The sequence below is a fragment of the Serratia sp. OS31 genome (assembly GCF_014164835.1).
Lineage (GTDB): Bacteria > Pseudomonadota > Gammaproteobacteria > Enterobacterales > Enterobacteriaceae > Serratia > Serratia liquefaciens_A.
This window is the reverse complement of sequence record NZ_JACJFQ010000009.1, coordinates 31,316-49,759: the sequence shown is the minus strand read 5'-3', so window position 1 is coordinate 49,759 and position 18,444 is coordinate 31,316. Positions and strand designations below refer to the sequence as shown.

Annotated in this window: 10 protein-coding genes; 1 reads left to right on the top strand and 9 read right to left on the bottom strand. The window is 58.4% G+C overall.

From position 1 onward, the window contains the following. Nucleotides 1–142: 142 nt before the first annotated feature. Nucleotides 143–2,167, bottom strand: coding sequence for a DNA helicase Rep (gene rep, locus H5P17_RS10050; RefSeq protein ID WP_182822669.1), 2,025 nt, complete (start codon nt 2,165–2,167; stop codon nt 143–145). Between the two features lie 109 nt (nt 2,168–2,276). Between rep and ppiC the strand changes: the two genes are divergently transcribed. Further along, nucleotides 2,277–2,558 carry a peptidylprolyl isomerase PpiC gene (gene ppiC, locus H5P17_RS10045; RefSeq protein ID WP_182822667.1) on the top strand — a complete coding sequence of 94 codons (282 nt, stop codon included), beginning with the start codon at nt 2,277–2,279 and terminating at the stop codon, nt 2,556–2,558. A gap of 27 nt (nt 2,559–2,585) precedes the next feature. On the opposite strand, the gene H5P17_RS10040 is transcribed toward ppiC, so the two are convergent. The 8 genes from H5P17_RS10040 to bcsQ all read right to left on the bottom strand — a co-directional run bounded on the left by H5P17_RS10040 (nt 2,586) and on the right by bcsQ (nt 18,441). Next, a complete protein-coding gene (locus H5P17_RS10040; protein WP_044554389.1) occupies nt 2,586–4,079 on the bottom strand; it encodes a pitrilysin family protein in 1,494 nt (497 codons plus the stop codon). Between the two features lie 279 nt (nt 4,080–4,358). Then, nucleotides 4,359–5,648: a dicarboxylate/amino acid:cation symporter gene (locus H5P17_RS10035; protein ID WP_020824742.1), complete on the bottom strand. Its 1,290-nt coding sequence runs from the start codon at nt 5,646–5,648 to the stop codon at nt 4,359–4,361. 296 nt (nt 5,649–5,944) lie between these two features. Next, nucleotides 5,945–7,951, bottom strand: coding sequence for a biofilm formation regulator HmsP (hmsP, locus tag H5P17_RS10030; RefSeq protein ID WP_182822665.1), 2,007 nt, complete (start codon nt 7,949–7,951; stop codon nt 5,945–5,947). 214 nt (nt 7,952–8,165) lie between these two features. After that, entirely contained in the window at nt 8,166–11,639 is a 3,474-nt protein-coding gene (bcsC, locus tag H5P17_RS10025; protein ID WP_182822663.1) for a cellulose synthase complex outer membrane protein BcsC, read from the bottom strand. Beyond that, nucleotides 11,621–12,733 (bottom strand): cellulose synthase complex periplasmic endoglucanase BcsZ, encoded by a 1,113-nt coding sequence (gene bcsZ, locus H5P17_RS10020; RefSeq protein WP_044554479.1) that lies wholly within the window; start codon nt 12,731–12,733, stop codon nt 11,621–11,623. The genes bcsC and bcsZ overlap by 19 nt, the downstream gene beginning before the upstream one ends. A 5-nt stretch (nt 12,734–12,738) precedes the next feature. After that, a complete protein-coding gene (gene bcsB, locus H5P17_RS10015; protein ID WP_182822661.1) occupies nt 12,739–15,048 on the bottom strand; it encodes a cellulose biosynthesis cyclic di-GMP-binding regulatory protein BcsB in 2,310 nt (769 codons plus the stop codon). A 55-nt stretch (nt 15,049–15,103) separates the two neighbouring features. Beyond that, a complete protein-coding gene (bcsA, locus tag H5P17_RS10010) occupies nt 15,104–17,707 on the bottom strand; it encodes a UDP-forming cellulose synthase catalytic subunit (RefSeq protein ID WP_182822659.1) in 2,604 nt (867 codons plus the stop codon). Next, nucleotides 17,704–18,441, bottom strand: a complete 738-nt coding sequence (bcsQ, locus tag H5P17_RS10005) for a cellulose biosynthesis protein BcsQ (protein ID WP_182822657.1) — start codon at nt 18,439–18,441, stop codon at nt 17,704–17,706. Before bcsQ ends, bcsA begins: the two co-directional genes overlap by 4 nt. Nucleotides 18,442–18,444: the final 3 nt, after the last annotated feature.

Genomic DNA, 18,444 nt, shown 5'->3' with positions numbered 1-18,444 from the left:
AAACACCCGAAAAATGGGATTTTCGGATGTTTGGGGGTAAATCAGAAGACATAATCCTTTGTTTTTATTAACCCCAAGGTCAGGACGTTTAACTGCAAAGGACTTTGTCAGCCATCTGAGGGCGCTAACCGCGCCCTTTCTTCTAGCTTCCGCCCTTGGCCTTGGCCAACTGAGCGCGAATATTGGCGAGATGGCTCTGCCCTTTTTGCATCCTTTCCTGCGGGCTGACCACTTTACGCTCACTTTCCCACGCCAGGTCATCCTGCGGCAGTTCCAACAAGAAACGGCTCGGCTCCGGGCGGACCAGCTCGCCATATTGACGGCGTTCGCGGCACAGCGTGAAAATCAGCTCCTTTTGAGCACGAGTGATGCCTACATAGGCCAAACGTCGCTCTTCATCGACGTTATCTTCGTCAATGCTGCTCTGATGCGGCAGTAACCCCTCCTCCATCCCCACCAGAAACACATAGGGGAACTCCAATCCTTTGGAGGCGTGCAGCGTCATCAGCTGCACCTGATCCAGCTCTTCATCGCTTTCACCACGTTCCATCATGTCGCGCAGAGTAAAGCGCGTCACCACCTGAGTCAGCGTCATCGGCTCATCCAGCTCGCTGCCCTCAAGCATTTCCGTCATCCAGCCGAACAGCGTATTGACGTTTTTCATGCGCATTTCGGCGGCTTTCGGGCTGGGGGACGTTTCAAACAGCCAGCTTTCGTAATCTACCCCGTGAATCAAATCACGCACCGCAGCCACCGGCTCGCGCTCCGCCAGTTGGGCGATGCCGTCCAGCCAGTGGGTAAAGCGTTGCAAAGACTCCAGCCCGCGCCCGGTCAGGTGTTGGCTCAATCCAAGATCAAAACTGGCACGGAACAGGCTTTTATTGCGTTGGTTTGCCCATTCACCCAGCTTTTGCAACGTCGCCGGGCCAATCTCGCGTTTTGGCGTATTGACGATGCGCAGGAAGGCGCTGTCATCATCCTGATTGGTCAGAACGCGCAGGTAGGCCAGCAGATCCTTGATTTCCGGCCGCGAGAAAAACGAGGTGCCGCCGGAGATTTTGTAGGGGATGCGGTTTTGCATCAGCATTTTTTCAAACAGCCGCGACTGATGGTTGCCACGGTAGAGGATCGCATAATCGCCGTAGTTGGTTTTCTTCACGAAATGGTGGGCGATCAGTTCGCCCACTACGCGCTCGGCCTCGTGATCCTCATTATTGGCGGTCACCACCTTCAGCTCTTCGCCGTAACCCAGTTCGGAAAACAGTCGTTTTTCAAACACGTGCGGGTTATTGGCGATCAGAATATTCGCCGCCTTCAGAATGCGTTCGCTCGAACGGTAGTTCTGTTCCAGCTTGATCACCTGCAGCGCCGGGAAGTCTTCCTTCAACAGCACCAGGTTCTGCGGGCGAGCGCCGCGCCAGGAGTAGATAGACTGATCGTCATCACCCACCACGGTAAAACGCGCGCGGTTACCCACCAGCAATTTCACCAGTTCGTATTGACTGGTGTTGGTGTCCTGATATTCGTCCACCAGCAGGTAGCGAATACGGTTCTGCCAACGCTCGCGCACCTCTTCATTACGTTGTAGCAGCAGGGTCGGCAACAGAATTAAATCGTCGAAATCCAGTACGTTACAGGCTCGCATATGCGCGTGATACAGGCCGTAGCAATGCGCGAACAGCTTGTCGCGCTCAGAGCGTGCCAGCTCCATCGCCTTCTTGGGATCGACCAGGTCATTCTTCCAATTGGAGATGGTGGAAATCAGCTGCGCCACCAGCGTTTTGTCATTCTCCAGCCATTTTTCAGTCAGCTCTTTCAACAGCGCCAACTGGTCCTGATCGTCGAACAGCGAGAAGTTGGATTTCATCTCCAGCGCGGCATATTCCCGCTTGATGATTTCCAGCCCCAGGGTGTGGAACGTAGAAATCATCAGCCCGCGCGCCTCTTTGCGCCCCATGGTTTGCGCCACACGTTCTTTCATCTCGCGCGCGGCCTTATTGGTAAAGGTCACGGCGGCGATGTGCCGCGCCTGATAGCCACAGTTATGGATCAGGTGAGCAATCTTGTTGGTGATGACGCGCGTCTTGCCGGAACCGGCACCGGCCAGCACCAGGCAGGGCCCGGTAACGAATTCGACGGCTTGTTGTTGGCTGGGGTTTAATCGCATGGCGCTTTATTGCTCGACTTTATAACGTGGGAGAGGATTGTAGCAGAAAGCGCCGATGAGATTTAACGGGTATAATCAGCGCAATTTCTGTATCGACAAAGGCAATACCATGGCAAAGACGGCGTGCGCCCTGCACATTCTGGTAGATAACGAAAAACTGGCTGGTGAACTGCTGGCCAAGCTTAAACGCGGCGTCAGTTTCGACACGCTGGCGCGCAAATACTCAACTTGCCCGTCAAAGCGCAACGGCGGTTCGCTGGGCGAATTCAACAAGGGCACCATGGTGGCGGCCTTCGATAAAGCGGTGTTCAGCATTCCGCTGCTGAAGCCCTACGGCCCGGTGAAAACCCAGTTCGGCTACCACATCATCAAGGTGCTGTACCGCAACTGAGTGAGGGGGCAAACGCCCCCTCCGCCGTTACTGTGCGCTGGTTTCCGGTGCAGGGGCGGTATCGGCCGGTTTGACCTCCTCCGACACCACGGCCGGAGCCGGAGACATAATGCCGCTATAGGTTTCCTGTAACTGCTTCATGCTCATTTCCGGTTCGCCCTTCGGCTGCATCAACACCAGCGTCGCATCCTGAGAAAGCTGAAGTTTCAGCTCCTGATTCAGCGCTTCCAGCGTCAATCCGCTCAGGAACTCCTGGCGCAGTTTCTGATACTGCTCCGGTGCGATATCCACGACGCCGCTCTGCTGTGAACGCAGGCGTTGGCTCATCAGCACGTCGGTATCGGTACGGGCATAGGTTGCGAACAGCTTGCTCAGCTGATCGGTTTTCTGCGCCAGCAGGGCATTAAACTCATCCTGCGACAGCCCATTGTTACGCACGTTTGCCAGCTCGCGAGCAATAAAGCCCAGGCTGTTGTTCAGGTTGTTATTCGGCGTGTCGAGATGAATAGCGCATTGGGCACGTTGGTATTGCACGCGGCAATCAAAGCCCAGATGCAGGTTTTTCTGGTCGCTCTTTTCCAGTACCTGCTGAAGATGCCAGAACAGCGCCTCGCGGGCCATATCACCACGCCAGTAGCGGCTCAAATTCTGCGAATCGCGGATCGGGTGCCATGGCGCATCCCACATGATCGACAGCGTATCCTGCTTGACCTGCTCGCTGATCAGGCTGACCGGCTGCGGTGGCAGCGGCGTCAGCGTCGGCATGGTGGCCGGCGTTTCACGCTTGCCTTTCAGCGGCGAGAAGGCCTTGTTGATTTGTTCGCCCAGGCTGCGGCTGTCTACCTTGCCCACCACGTACAGCGTCATGGCGTCCGGGGTATACCACTGTTGGTAGAATTTTTTCAGTTGATCGACATTCACCGGTCGCTTCGGTGGCTGGGCCGGATCGTGCGCCAGCAGCGTCGAGCCTTTCAGGCGGTATCGCCACCAGGCCTCTTTCGGGTTCGGCGGGAAAGTGCCCACCGGATCGACGTTGGAGTTTATTACCGCATGCACCGTATGCTCGTCGATCGCCAGTTTGCCGGTAGTGTCGGAAAGCCACGCCAGCGCTTCTTTCAGCAAGTCCGGGCGGTTATTCGGCAAACTGAGATTATACAGGGTGAAATCATAAGAGCTGATGGCCGGCGGCAGAGGCCGCTCCGGATCCACGCTCTGCTGCCACAGTGAACGCAACTGCGGCGGCGTAAAGCTTTCGCTGCGCGCTAAAGACAGGCGCGGCAGCAGATGGGCAAAACCGATCTGCTGTGAGGACTCGACCAGCGAGCCGGTATTGATCATCAACCGCAGCTCTACGCGGTCGCTCGGCCGCTGCGGTGTATCCAGTATCTGCCATGAAAACCCGTTGGCCAGTGCCCCCTGCTGCCAGGCAGGATCGGGTTGCAGTGCTTCGGCCTGCACGCTGCTGTTGGCTGCAGCCAACAGCAGCCCACCTACTATGAGATGAATTCTGGTGCCCTGCATGTGAACCCCTACTTAATGACTATCCAATTTCTTTATGCAAATGCGGATATTCCATTCGCCGGAATATTAGGCCATGACGCACAGCCTATAAAAACGCCCTGAGTTTCACGGTGGGGCGGAAAGCAGAAAGTGTACCATCGAGTTAGACCGCGCGCCTTTGCGGATGTCACTCATTGGTGTGAAAAATAATGGATAACCGGTTTTTTAATGCAAGAAATCATTACGCGGGGGGATAAAACGTCACCGGCTGCGGCTGCAACCGGTGATTTGAGGATTAAATCAGGCTGAAGGCAGCGTTTTGTCGGCACCTGCACCCGGCTTGTTGGACAGGGTGTCTTGCAGCTGTTTTTCGTCCAGCTGTTTACACCATTTGGCCACCACCACCGTAGCCACACCGTTACCGACCAGGTTGGTCAGGGCGCGGGCTTCAGACATGAAGCGGTCAATGCCCAGAATCAACGCCAGACCGGCCAGCGGCAGGTGGCCCACGGCGGAAATGGTCGCAGCCAGCACGATAAAGCCGCTGCCGGTCACCCCCGCGGCCCCTTTCGAGGACAGCAACAGCACCACCAGCAGCGTCACCTGATGCACGATATCCATATGGGTGTTGGTCGCCTGCGCGATAAACACCGCCGCCATGGTCAGGTAAATCGAGGTGCCGTCCAGGTTAAAGGAGTAACCGGTAGGAATAACCAGGCCCACCACCGATTTCTTACACCCCAGTTTCTCCATTTTGTCGAGCATGCGCGGCAGCACCGACTCGGAGGAAGAGGTCCCGAGCACGATCAACAGCTCTTCTTTTATATAGCGAACGAATTTGAAAATGCTGAAGCCGTTGGCGCGAGCAATGGAGCCCAGCACCACCACCACGAACAGAACGCAGGTGATGTAGAAGCAGGCGATCAACTGGCCAAGTTGCAGCAGCGTGCCCACGCCATATTTACCGATGGTGAATGCCATCGCCCCGAAAGCCCCCAGCGGTGCCAGACGCATAATCATATTGATGATGCCGAAAATCACGCGAGAGAAGCTGTCGATCACATTGAAAATTAACTGACCTTTCTCACCCAGGCGGTGCAGAGCGAAGCCGAACAGCACGGCAAACAGCAACACCTGTAAAATGTTACCGCTGGCGAAGGCGCCGATAACGCTACCCGGAATAATATCCAGCAAGAACGGAATGATGCCCTGCTGCTGAGCCTGCTCGGCGTAGACCGCCACCGCTTTGGCATCCAGCGTACCCGGATCGATGTTCATCCCGGCGCCCGGCTGTACCAGGTTGACGATCAGCAAACCTATCAGCAGCGCAATGGTGCTGACGATTTCAAAATAAAGCAGCGCAATCGCACCGGTACGGCCAACGGCCTTCATGCTTTCCATGCCCGCGATGCCGGTCACCACGGTACAGAAGATCACCGGAGCGATGATCATTTTAATCAGCTTAACGAATCCGTCGCCCAGAGGTTTCATCTGTGCGCCAATGTCAGGATAGAAATGGCCAAGCAGGACACCCAGCGTAATCGCCGTCAGCACCTGAAAATAGAGGCTTTTAAAGATAGTGAGTTTCATATGGACATCCTTTGGGGGGAAGACACGCACCAGGCGGTGTTATGGTTATCTCGCCTGTTCATCGCTTGCGCGGAAAATAACACCCGCCTAACAACATGGAAATAATTTGTTGCACCAATAGATACATGTTGATACGAATTTAAGAGCTGAAACGCGCCAGCCCGAATGCAAGGCTGTAAAGGATGTAACCCTTTCTTTGCACTAACGCAAAAGGGGTAGAGAAAGCGGGGTATTTCAAGCCAGAGAACCAGCGGACGACGTGAGTGCCGCCCGTAGCAAAAGGCTGAACAGGGAAATCAGGCTGGCGGCGGACAGAACTCGACTTCAAATTCGCTGCGCGGCAACGGGCGGGCAAACAAAAACCCCTGACCGCTATGAATACCGTGCTGCAGCAGCCAGTCGCGTTGCTCGGCGTTCTCGACGCCTTCGGCCATCACCGGCAGCGCCAGCACCTCGGAAATCGAACTGACGATGCGCACCATGGCGTCATCCGTCGGCAGCCCCTGAATAAAGCTCTTGTCGATTTTAATCAAGTCTATCGGCAAGCATTTCAATCGATTGAGGTAATTGAGGCTGGAATAGCCCATGCCGAAATCGTCCAACGCGATGGAAAGCCCCAGATCGTGCAGTTCCCGCAGCAGCGCCAGCGCACGATCGAGGTCGTCAATGCGCACCGTTTCGGTAATTTCCAGCAGCAGCTTGCGCGGGTCAATCCGGTGCTGGGCCAGCAGGCTTTTCAGATGCGGGACAAAATTCTCATGCTGCATCTGGATAGGCGAGACGTTTACCGCCAGCGGCAGGGTGATACCCCGAGCCTGCCAATCCGCCAGGATACGGCAAGCCTCTTCCAGTACCCAGTTGCCCAGCGGCACAATCACCCCGAGCTCTTCAGCCAATGGAATGACGTCTGCCGGCAAGGTAAAGCTGCCGTCGTACTGCTGCCAACGCAGTAATGCTTCCGCGCCGATCACCGCGTTGGACTGCATATCTATCTGCGGCTGCAGGAACAGGGTGAAACGACGCTGCTCAATGGCATGCAAGATCTCACTTTCCTGCGTCAGGCGCTTTTGGGTGCGTTCCGTCAGGCTCGGTTCGAAGAACAGCACCTGATTTTTGCCTTCGCGATGCGCCGACATCATCGCCGAGGTGGCACTGCGCAACAGCTGCTCCGCGCTCTCCCCGGCGTTCAGGTAATGGGCGATACCGATACTGGCACTGGGCCGCAGCGGCATTTCCTGCAGGCTCAGCGGCGCATTGATCTGCGCCATGATACGGCGGGCCAACTGCATGGCATGGAACGGCCGTTCAACGCCTTTGGCCAGAATGGCGAATTCGGTATTGCTTAACTGCGCCAGCACGCCGTTTTCATCAATGCATTCACGCAATTTCTTCGCCAGCGTCAACAACAGCGCTTCACGCATCGTCGGGTTGAGCACGCCAGAGGCCTCATGCAGCGTTTCAATGCCGATTACCAGCAGATTGAAACGCTCGGGCCGCAGGCTGGAAGCAATGTGTTGTTCCAGCAGCGCGGTGAACAGCGCCTGATTGGGCAACTCGGTGACCGGATGGCGAGTGCTCATGCGGCTCAGTTCGGCATAGGCCTTGGCCAGTCGCTGCTGATTGCGGTTGTAGTTGCGCACCAGCAGCCCCAGTTCATCGTCCTGGTGCAACGCCGGCAACATCAGTTGATGATAAGGCGCTTCTTCCTGGGAAATGTTTTCCAGCTCTTTGGCCATCGCGCGTAGCGGGTGCACCATCAGCCGGTTCATACACCAGCTGATAGCAACCGACAAAATCAAGGCCAGCAGCAAATAGGTCGACAACATGGTCGACAGCATGCTGAGAATAAATTGATACATGCGGAACGAATCGGCCTGCAGCACCAGATAAGCCAATGGCTGCGGGTTGGCCGGCACGCGCTCCACCGAATAGAGGGGAACGGAAATCTGGATCGGCAACTCGAACAGGCGGGCGATCATTGTCGGTACCGGGCGTTCCGGCGGGAAGTTGGCGTGCAGTGCCTGAAATTCGTTCGGCAGCACGATATCCGCGCGCGTCAGGATCCCTACCGGCAACAGCGTATTCAGCACCTTCTTCGTTTCCGGCACGTCCATACGCAACACAGCTTCCGCCAGCGGCTGGCGTACCGAATGCGCGATATTCTCCAGTTGCTGGGCATAGTCATCCCTGCGCTGCTGCACAAAATGGAATAACTGGATCACGATAAAGATACAGATCGTCACCAGCGCCACGCCGGACACCGTTGCCATCTGTTTAATCGTTAATGAGCGCCTGACCCGCAAACCTGCTCTCCGCTAATTCGGGCTGAAATAAAAAAGGGATGAATAATACCCATCCCTTGAACCGGTCTGAGTATACTCGATTGTTAGCTGTTTTTATCTCTTCATGCCCTGGGCAAAACCGAGAAAAACGAGGGTTTCAGTCTTTTCCTAATGGGAATAAACACAGGGTAGCAAAACTACCCCGTGTCGACACTCCGAATCTCCCTCTGTTGGGTTACTTGAAGTCGGCGTACGGCGTCAGCGGTTGCGGCGGTAAATCCAGGTCACCCTGCCAACCAGCCAGCGAATAGCGCAGATAAATCAAAGCGTGGCTCGGGGTATAGTCTTTTGCCTGCTGGATGTCGATGCCGGCACCAAGCGTCCAGTGCGAACTGAGGCGACGCTCAACCAGCGCCCGCAGGGTATAACCTACGCCGGAAGAAGAGCTGCCGTCCTCGACGGCAAACTTGTCGGGCAGCGAATCCGGGATCAGTCCCTGCAGTGGGTAACGCCGTTGGCTGTTGGTTTTTGAATGGGACAACGACACCGATCCGCCCAGCTCCCAGGACCAGTTTTCGGTGCGCTGGCGATAATTGACCGGCACCGCCAGCGACATATATTGCTGTGGACTGTAATAGCCCCCCTGACCGAGAGAATAACCGCTCAAATCCTTCTGGTAATGCCATAGCATGGTGTTCAGCCCGACGGTGACGCGGCGATTATCTTCGTTGATCAACTTATAGTAATAACCGACCATAAAGCGCTCACGCTGGTTATCCTCAACGTTTTTACCGGTTAACTGATGTGCGCTGAGATCGGCCCAGACACCGTGCGCTTCGCCGCGGTCGTAACTGGCGCTAAGGCTGACCCCAGTCGCGCGCACGCCGCCCCAGGTGGTACCGGTATTTGGGTCTTTGGTACCGCCAAACGCCAGCAATGAGCTGGAAATGGGGCGCCGCGAGGCCGCCAACGTCCAGCCAATGTGGTTCCAGTCGTCGCTGTAGGCCAGCCCGCCGACCCAGTCAACCACCTCAAAGCCCATTGGCGTGGTGCCGATATCCCCCGCCCAGCGATCGTTTTTCCAACCGACCGCCACGCTGGTGCCGGTGGTTTTCTGACGCTCATCGCCGCTGCACCCTTGGCTATTACAGGTGCCGAAGCTTTCGTAATATTTACCGCTGCCGTCGGTGGAGAAGCTGCCGGCATTCAACTGCACGGTATCGGAACGGAAAAACGCCCGCCCGTCATACAACGGCATATCCACCTGCAACATGGTGTCGTGCGCTTTGTAATCGGAGATGCCGCCCGTGCCGCTGGAGCCCCAGTAATCGTGATCGAGGGTGACATTGACGTCTTGCTGGCGGTACAAATCCGCCGCGTCCGAACGGATGCCTCGTTTCAGCCAGTCATCTGTCGGGTTGTTGCGCGTCAGATAGGTATAACCGTCATTATCCTGCGGCACGCTCGGCGTAATGCCGCTGGCGACCATCGCCTGTTTGTAATCCTGTTGTGCCAGTGCCGGCTGCTGCCGATCGCGTTCAAGCCGCGCCGCATCGCGGTAAATCAGTGCCTTTGCCTGGCTTGCCGGCGCTTGCTGCGCCGCCGTTTTTAGCCGGGTAAAAATCTCGGTCGCTTTTTGTGGTTCACCCACGGCATACCAGGCATTGGCCACCCGCCGTTCGCTGTTGTCTGATTCGCTTGGGTCCGGCGCGGCGGTTTGCAATCGCTGACGCGCCTCACTCAGCTTGCCCTGCGCCACATAGGCTTCTATTTCTCCCAACCTGGCATCCGGGTTGTTCGGCTCACGCGTCCGCACACGCTGATAGTCAGCCAGTGCGGCGTCATATTCACCGCGCGCCAGCGCCCAGTCGGCCAACTGGAGATCGATGCGGGTATCCGCCGGCTGGCGGCGTAGATAAGCCACCGCCCCCGGCTCATCGCCCGCAGTACGTAACCGATCGGCATGTTCCAGCGTCGCCTGCATCTTCAAGCGCTGCGCCAGTTCACGCATATTGTCGTTCCACTGCGCGGCGGGCAGGGTATTCAGCTGCGTCAGCGCCTGCTGATCGCGATCGCTGCCGGAAAGATACAGTGCGTAGGCATACGTCAGTTGCGGGTTGCCACGCTGTTTTTGCGCCAGTCGACTGAACAGGGCGTCCGCCTGCTCCTCCTGCCCGGCCTGACGCAGAGTCTGAGCATAATGATACGTCAGCCACACATCGTCAGGATCCTTCTGCTGGGCGAGACGATATTTCTCTGCCGCCTGATGCCACTGTTTTTGCTCTGCAAGCTGGTCAGCCTGCTGCTTGAGCATGTCGAGCTGCAAACCTTCCAGCGTGCTGCGCAATTTATTTTGCTGGCTGCGTGGCAGGCTGTTGAGATAGGCCAGCGCCTTTTCCGGAGACTGACGCTGATAGATATTCACCAGACCGCGTACCGCGCTGCCGCTGCCTGGATCCAAGCGCAGCGCCTGCTGGTAGAAACGTTCGGCGGCAGCATCATCTTTACGCGCCACCGCAACGTCGCCCAAGCCAATTACCGCACTGCTGTCACTGTTGTCTATCTGTCGCGCCTGTTGGTATTTTTGCTGGGCCAGCGCCAAATTGCCGGCTTTCAGCGCCTTATCGCCCTCGTCAACTGCCAGCCAGTAGCTGTTGCTCTTGATCAGGCTCTGCCATTTACTGCTACCGTAACCGCTTTTATCGGCCTGCAAGGCCTGACGAAACAGGCTCAACGCCTGTGGGCGATTACCGACGCGGGAATAGGCCTGCCCCAGCGCCCCCAGCACCTCGGCGTCATTGGGTGAAGCCGCCAACGCTTTTTTCAACTCTGGAATGGCGGCGCGGCTGCCGCCCTTGTCGACCTGCGCCAGCCCGCGCACCCGCGCCAGGTAGACAGGATCGGCAAGCAGTGCCTGCTGCCGGGCCAGTTCTTGCCGGGCGCTGACCGCCTGATCGCCGGTTTCAAAAACGCCAAGAAAACGGTTAAGGGCAGCAACGCTCTGCGGACTGACCGGCATCGCTTTGACTTTCTCCAGCCACAGATCGGCGGCATCCCCGCGCCCGGCAGGATCGGCAGCCACTTTCTGCAAAAGATCATAGGCCTGCGCATCGCGATCCTGGCTAAACAGCATCCGTGCCAACGACATGCGCAGCGGCACGTTGCCGGAGTATTGCTGATCCAGCCTCTGTAACTGTTTCAGCGCCGTGGCTTCCTGGCCCGGCAACCGGGCGACAAGACGCCAGTATTCCACCGCCAGCTCCAACGTCGGCGGATCGCCGTGGAACAGCTCGTCATACTGCGCCTTCGCCTCCGGCAAACGCCCGGCGGTCGCCATCAGCCTCGCCTGCTGCAGCTTTTGACGGGTTTCCGGCTGGGTAAGCAGCATGTTCATTTCTGCCTGTCGATAGCTGCTTGACTGCGGCGCAATCTGTTTCAGCTTATCCAACTGTTGCTGCGCCAGCGCCAAATTGCCCTGACGCAATGCCAGACGCATACGCGCGGAAATTACCTCCGGGTTATTCGGATCCATCAGCTCAAGCCGATAGAGCGACTGCCGCACCAGCTCATCTTTGTTGCCGGCCTCACCAACACGCACCTGCTCCAGCAGCCACTGCTCCGGCGCAACGGTTTCTGCCCCTTGCGCCTGCGGCAGCATCGCCAGGCTTAAAGGCACCAGGCCCAGCCAGTTTATTCGAAAGTTACGCATTGGCCGCCCCAGGAGGGTTGAAGTTCACCCTGCCGATTAAAACGATAACGTTGTTGATCCCATCCCTGGCCGAACAGCGTCAGCGAGGCGCTGAAATAGGCCCGATCGCCAGGCGGGTTTTGCTTGATGCGTTGGCGCTGCGCCTGCAGGGCCTCTGGCTCGTGCGCCAACATCGGCAACATCGACGCCGAGAAACCCACCGGGCCATCGCCGTGGGTTTTACCGCTGGCAGTGTCGGTTTTCTCCGGCGGCACGCCTTGCTGGGCCGTTAGCTGCGCCATAGGTTGCAGTTGCTTGATCAACGCCGCCTTATGCTCGTCGTCATCCGCCAGCATACCCGCCCACAAATAAACCCGGATGGCGTCATAGCTGCCAATGTTCGGTTTGACGGTATCCGGCTGCCAGCCTTTGCCGACCTGCCACACCACCCAGTCCGGCGAGAAGCCGTGCGGCGCGGTTTCCAACCACAACCGCTGGTTGGTTTGCTGCATCTTCCGCCATGGGCCATTCAGCACGGCAAAACGTGCCAGCAGTTGCGGGGGTAAATAGCTCGGATTGAGGCGCCAGCGATCTTCCGCCACGAAGCCGACTTTGCCCGGTAACAGCATCAACCCCAGCCCCGGGATCTCCGCCACTTCTTCGCGGGCAATACGCTGCAGCAGTAACGTGCCAAGGGTTTGATAACGGCGACTTTTCCACAGCCGGCCGGCTTCCAGCAGATTGTAGGCAATCCACAGGTCAGCATCGGATGCCGAATTGCTGTCCAGCACCGTCCACTGTTTCTTCTCGTTTTCGCCCCACAGCCAGGCGGGCAAATGCGCACTGAGGTCGCCCGCCGCCAGGTTGTTTTCCGTCCATTCCAGCAACAGGTCGAATGCCGGCCGATCGTTCGCCACCAGGGCGAAGAATAAACCGTAACTCTGACCTTCCGAGGTGGTGATACGCTCAGGACTGCTCGGGTCGATCACCCGCCCCTGCTCGCTGATATAAAACTGTTTGTACTGTTGCCAGGCCGGCCATTCACAGGCTGCGGCCGCGCTGAACGAGCACAGCAGCAGCATGCCGAAGGTCAGACGCTTCAACCGCGCAGGCATGGTCATCAATCCCGGTCTTCAGGTGACAGGCGACGGCGGCTGAAGGCCTTCAGGCCACGCCACAACATCAGCGCCAGCACCACCACTACCACCACGGCGATCACCGCCAGCCACACCGGATGGGTCGACAGCGCGTGCCAGATACGCTCCCACCATGGCAGATGGCCAACATAATAAACGTCGCCCACTCGCAGACTGTTCACGCCTGATTCACGGATCACCGCAACCGAGCCAAACACCGCAGCACGCTTGCCGCTGTCCAGCTGTGCCGTGTTCAGCAGGTCGTAACCCCGCGCGCTGTCGGCCAGCAATGCCACGATGCTGCGCTGAGCGTTAAACGGCGACTGCACGCCGATAATCGCCGCCATCGCGCCTTCTGAGCTGATGGTGGTTTTACTGTCCGGCTTGGTGTCTTCTGCCAACACGTCCATGGTCGGCAGTGGCAACTGCCGCGTCGGTTGTTTGACCCAGCTCTGGGTGGCGTCCACCAGCAGGCTGATCTTTTTGTCGTCCTTCAGCTCCGGGGGGATGGTGCCGATCATCAAAATATCGGCATCCCGATCCTTGGCCTGCGACCAGTCGTCACTCAGCGTCATCGCCAACGCCGGGTAACCGGTCTGTGCGCCAATGATGCCCATCGCGTTCAGCAAGGCGCTGACCTGCGGCGGCTGTGGCTGCTTGTTCACCAGCACCAGGGTTTGCGACAGATCGGCCAGCCGACTGAAGGGGAAACCGGCATTGGCGAAGGCCCGCAGGTCCGGCATCGCCATAAAGTGGCGGTAACCGGAGAAATCAATGGTCGAGGCGCCATCGATCACCGCATGGTTAGCGGTAAAGGAGTAGGTTTCACAACGTCCTTCCGCGCCACTGGCCAGCAGCGTGGTGTAGTCAAAATCGAAACGCAGTTGGTTGGTCGCCCCCAGACGCAGCGCCGGAATATTGACGTTTTTGTCCGAGTCGATCAGCCCCTGGGTGAGCGGCAAGCGCAGCAACTGGGCACCCTGCTCGTGCTCCGGTACCAGCGAATAAGCCTGGACGAACTGATTGTTCAGGCTGACGCTCAGCCGTGAACCGTCCTGAATGCGCGGCGCGGTGTAGCGGTATTTCAGGTGCATATCGATGCCGGTGCTGCGGATCAGGAACAGGTCCGGCGGCAAGTTCATGGTCAACGAAATGGGGCCCGGTTCGATGCCGCTGGTTTGCAATTGCTCAGCATACTGCTGCAGCTCGGCAAAGGTCATCGGCCGATCGGTGCGCACCCAGTTAGGCGCATCATAGGGCTGACGCGGAGCCAGCTGCTCGACCTTGTCCACCGTGACGTTTTGGCCACGGAACAGAATATTGCCCTGCGCGATACCTTTCACCGCGGTGATCAGATCGTTGTCATCGCGCCCCTGCACCAGCAGCAGTTTGATGTACGGGTTATCCGGATGGCTAATCATCTCCACCGTCGGCCCGTTGACCGCCGGATAATCCCGCAGGAAGTCCGGACGCTGCTTGTTGGTGGCGAAGACGATGGCGTGCTGTTCCGGCAACTTGTTGTACAGCGTCGGGAACGACTGGCCGCGCCACTGCGCTTTGCTGCCGAACCACGAAGCCAAAATGCCCGCCGCGCGCTGCTGGGTAATATCCGGCTGGCCGGCAAACACCATCGGCAAGATCAGTGGGCGGTTGTCGCGGCTGTCGAAAAACGGCTCCGGGAAATGCGACAGCTCGTTCTTCACCGGCAGGGTCTGGAAGCGCAGGTTCAGCGAGCTGGATTTACTGACCTCCAGCCACAAGGTGGTGCTGGCCGGGTTTTCGCAGATGTTCTGGTAATGACCGACGAACACCAGCCGTACGCGGTTAAAATCGGTGATATAGCGAGGATCTATCGCCATTTGGATACGATTCGGCTTGCCGAGCTGCTCTTTGGCTAGGGTGGTTACCCCCATCAATTCATCGTTGAGGTACACCTTGACGTGCGATTCCACCGGGATCAGCGACGGTGACGGGGTGAACTCCAGATCAAGCATCGCCTGCGAGACCACTTCATCGCTGCGCACGCCAAATTCAACCTGACCATCCGGTCGGGTTCCGCGCAGGGTAAAGGTCCCCGGCGGCGGGGCAATAGTGGCGAAAGGTAATTGCACGTCGCGCACCGGCGCATTCGGATCCACCGGCGCGGCCGACCCCATTGGCGTGGTGACCGACGCATCGGCAGGCACATTCACCGGCGGCTGTGCGGCCACGGTTGGCGCGGTGGCGGTTTCAGCCTGAGACAAGGTGCTGATGCCTAAGGCCAAGGCGGTAAACCAGGTTATTTTTCTCGTCATCGTATCATCATCAATGTTATAGCCTGGAGGCCAGGCGAGTGAGCGGGCGGTTTGCCTATACCACTGTCTCTTTTTGGCTGAAGGCCGGAGCTCTGCCAACGCCGTGCGGGATAAATGACACCCCCCACGCAATCAGCGTCGTGAACCCGACCAGCAGCCGGCGCACCATCGGCGGTGCGTAATCCGCCATACGTACGTAACCCCGGAAGCCCAGCGCCAGAACGTCGCGCAGGCTTTCGATGGGTTTATCTTCAGGGAATCCGTCCTGCCACAGCGCCCAGGTATCGGCGCGAGCAAAGGTGCACTGAATAAAATCAATGTGTTCGCGGGTGGTCATGGAAACCATGCGGATCCCGACCTTGCTACCGAAGGCGCGCGTCACTACGCACGGGAAGCTGTATTCCTGCTGCCCGCGCTTGAGCAGCAGCGACACTTTGTCGCCGTCTTTCAATGCATCCGCGACACGCATCTCGATGCCCACCCCACCATCGGAATAATCGCGCAGCGTGCAGGGGAACAGGTGGCCATCAGCGCGGGCAATGGCGGCCGGCATGGCAATCTCTACCCGGTGTGCCTGGCGCACCTGCTTGGCCTCGACTGCCACCGCCACCGCGCCGCCGAGAATGGTCATGTTGTACAACACCCACACCAGGCTGATGATGACCGTCATGATTTCATCGGTCGGGCCGTAACCCAACCGCCAGACGCCGAAGACCAGCCCGGCCAGATTCAGGATCACCAGGAACATATAGGGCCGGGTGATCACCCAGTCGACGTGCTCTTCCTCCACCAGTCCGCCTTTGGCGGTGACGTTGAATTTGCCCTTGTGCGGATTGAACAGCGCCACCGTGGTGGGTCGGGCGATATACCAGGCCAAAACCGTCTCGTAGATCTCGCTCCAGAACGAGTGGCGGTATTTCCCCTGAATGCGCGAGTTGGTCAGGCTGGCGTGGATCATATGCGGCAAAACGTACAGCGCGATCGCCAACGCTGGCGCGAAGATGATATAGGCATGCAGCAGCAGAAAGGCCAAGGGTGCGGTCAGGAAGATCAGGCGGGGAATGCCGGACAAGAAATGCAGCATGGCGTTGGCATAACATAGCCGCTGCGCCAACTTCAGCCCCTTGCCTAACAGCGGGTTATCCAGCCGGAAGATTTGCACCATGCCGCGAGCCCAGCGAATGCGCTGGCCAATGTGCGCCGACAGGCTCTCGGTCGCCAGCCCCGCCGCCTGTGGAATACGGATATAGGCCGAGGTGTGTCCACGGCGATGCAAACGCAAGGAGGTATGGGCATCTTCGGTGACGGTTTCCACCGCGATACCGCCGATTTCGTCCAGCGCACTGCGGCGCAGGATCGCGCAGGAGCCGCAGAAGAAGGTCGCGTCCCACATATCGTTGCCGTCCTGCACCAGGCCATAGAACAGCGTGCCTTCGTTCGGCGTCTGACGAAAACGCCCCAGGTTGCGTTCAAACGGATCCGGCGAGAAGAAGTGGTGTGGGGTCTGCAGCATCGCCAGCTTTTTGTCTTTAAAGAACCAGCCCATGGTCAGTTGCAGGAACGAGCGCGTCGGCACGTGGTCGCAGTCGAAAATCGCGACAAACTCGCCGGTGGCCTGTTTCAGCGCGTTATTGATGTTGCCGGCCTTGGCATGTTCATGGGTAGGTCGGGCGATATACTTCACCCCGACCTCTTCGGCGAAGGCCTTGAATTCTGGCCGGTTACCGTCATCGAGGATGTAAATACTGACTTTCTCTTTCGGCCAGTCGATGCCCAACGCGGCGTAGATGGTGGGCTTCACCACCCCCAGGTCTTCGTTGTAGGTCGGCACCAGCAGATCAATCGTCGGCCAGGTCGCGCTGTCGGCGGGCATCGGCACCGGTTGGCGATTCAGCGGCCAGACGGTTTGGAAATACCCCAACACCAGCACCACCCAAGCATAGGTTTCCGCTATCAGCAGCAGCAGACCACAGGTCAGGCTGAGCGGATCGTCCCAGTTCAAGGTGGCGGTATAGCGCCACCACAGGTAGCGGCAGGAGACGGTCAGCGACAGCACGATCAACATCAGCCCCGGCAGCCGGCCCGGTACCCGGCGCACCACCATGGCAATGGCCCACAGCAGCACAACAAACACAAACTGCGCGGGCAGATCAAACGGTTGCGAAATACAGAGTATGGCGAGGATTGCCGCCAGCACGCCGACAATGATAAACAGCAGGCGACGCATACGCTGGCTCATCCGGCCAAGGCGCTCGACCGAACGCTGCTCCAGCCCAGCGCTTTCCAGCCGCTGAGGAAGGGTTTGCAGCCACTGCGCGTAACGCAATTGCAAGCGCCGCCAGCCGGCGAAACGATGGCGGGCCACAGGTTCGCGATCGGTGCGGAACACCAGCAGCCACAACCCTTGCACCAGATAGCGCAGCGCGTCCGCCGGCCGCGGACGGCTGGAGGATAGATGGGGGAACCAATAGCTGCGCGCAGCGCGCAACCGTTGCCAGCCGGGGGATTCGAAACGCAGGAAAATCCAGCCCAGTGCCACCAGCAGCGTGGTGAAAAAGGCGGTAAACGCCGACGAACCGTGCCGTCGGTAGGTACGGTAACGCGTCTGCACCGCCTGATAGACCGGCGGCACCAGCAGCAGGTTCAACACCCGGCTCATGACGCCGTCTCCTTCAGGTTGATCAAACACCAGTTTGCCAGCGTCAGCACTTCATCTGCTGCCAGGCTTTCCGGCCGATATTCTCCCAAAGGCTGTTTAACCGCCAGGGCCTCAGCCATCGCCTCATCGCGGTGTATCACCACCGGCAGCAATCCGCCCAGCGTTTGCAGCCACAACTGGTGTAAATCCTGCTGAAGCCGGCTGGCAGCGAAATAGTGGTTAATCAGGAAACGGCAGCCTTCCGGCAACGCTTGCTGGTGCAGCCGCACCTGGCAGTTGGCGTCCGGGGCAATCAGGGTAAAGACACAATCCGCCACCGCCAGCGCCTGCTGAGCCAGCGTCACATCATCCGCCGGCAGATCCAACAGGATCCAGTTGTACTGCGCCGCGGCGTTTAGCTGCGCCAGATTGTCCTGCCAGCGAGCAGGCTGCTGCCGACAAGATTGTTGTACATTCAACCGTTCCGCCAGGGTGAGCTGGCCAAAGGGGAGAAAGTCGAGATTTTCACAGTAGCGCATCGCGCCCTGTTGCCAATCGCCCCCGTCCTGCTCGGCCCGGGCCCAACCCCGAGCCAGCTCGAATGGCGTATTAAAATGCAGACGCAGCAGGTTATCCGGCGCAAAATCAATCGCCAATACCGACTCGCCCAGTTGCTGTAATGCCCACGCGAGCGCTGCGGTGACCGACGTCGCCCCCATCCCGCCTCGCAACCCCTGCAGAGCAATCACCGGCATAAA

Bases quoted from the DNA above. Each gene is read 5' to 3' on its own strand.
- rep (WP_182822669.1), bottom strand. From the start codon at position 2,167: ATGCGATTAAACCCCAGCCAACAACAAGCCGTCGAATTCGTTACCGGG.
- ppiC (WP_182822667.1), top strand. From the start codon at position 2,277: ATGGCAAAGACGGCGTGCGCCCTGCACATTCTGGTAGATAACGAAAAA.
- H5P17_RS10040 (WP_044554389.1), bottom strand. From the start codon at position 4,079: ATGCAGGGCACCAGAATTCATCTCATAGTAGGTGGGCTGCTGTTGGCT.
- H5P17_RS10035 (WP_020824742.1), bottom strand. From the start codon at position 5,648: ATGAAACTCACTATCTTTAAAAGCCTCTATTTTCAGGTGCTGACGGCG.
- bcsC (WP_182822663.1), bottom strand. From the start codon at position 11,639: ATGCGTAACTTTCGAATAAACTGGCTGGGCCTGGTGCCTTTAAGCCTG.
- bcsZ (WP_044554479.1), bottom strand. From the start codon at position 12,733: ATGCCTGCGCGGTTGAAGCGTCTGACCTTCGGCATGCTGCTGCTGTGC.
- bcsB (WP_182822661.1), bottom strand. From the start codon at position 15,048: ATGACGAGAAAAATAACCTGGTTTACCGCCTTGGCCTTAGGCATCAGC.
- bcsA (WP_182822659.1), bottom strand. From the start codon at position 17,707: ATGAGCCGGGTGTTGAACCTGCTGCTGGTGCCGCCGGTCTATCAGGCG.
- bcsQ (WP_182822657.1), bottom strand. From the start codon at position 18,441: ATGCCGGTGATTGCTCTGCAGGGGTTGCGAGGCGGGATGGGGGCGACG.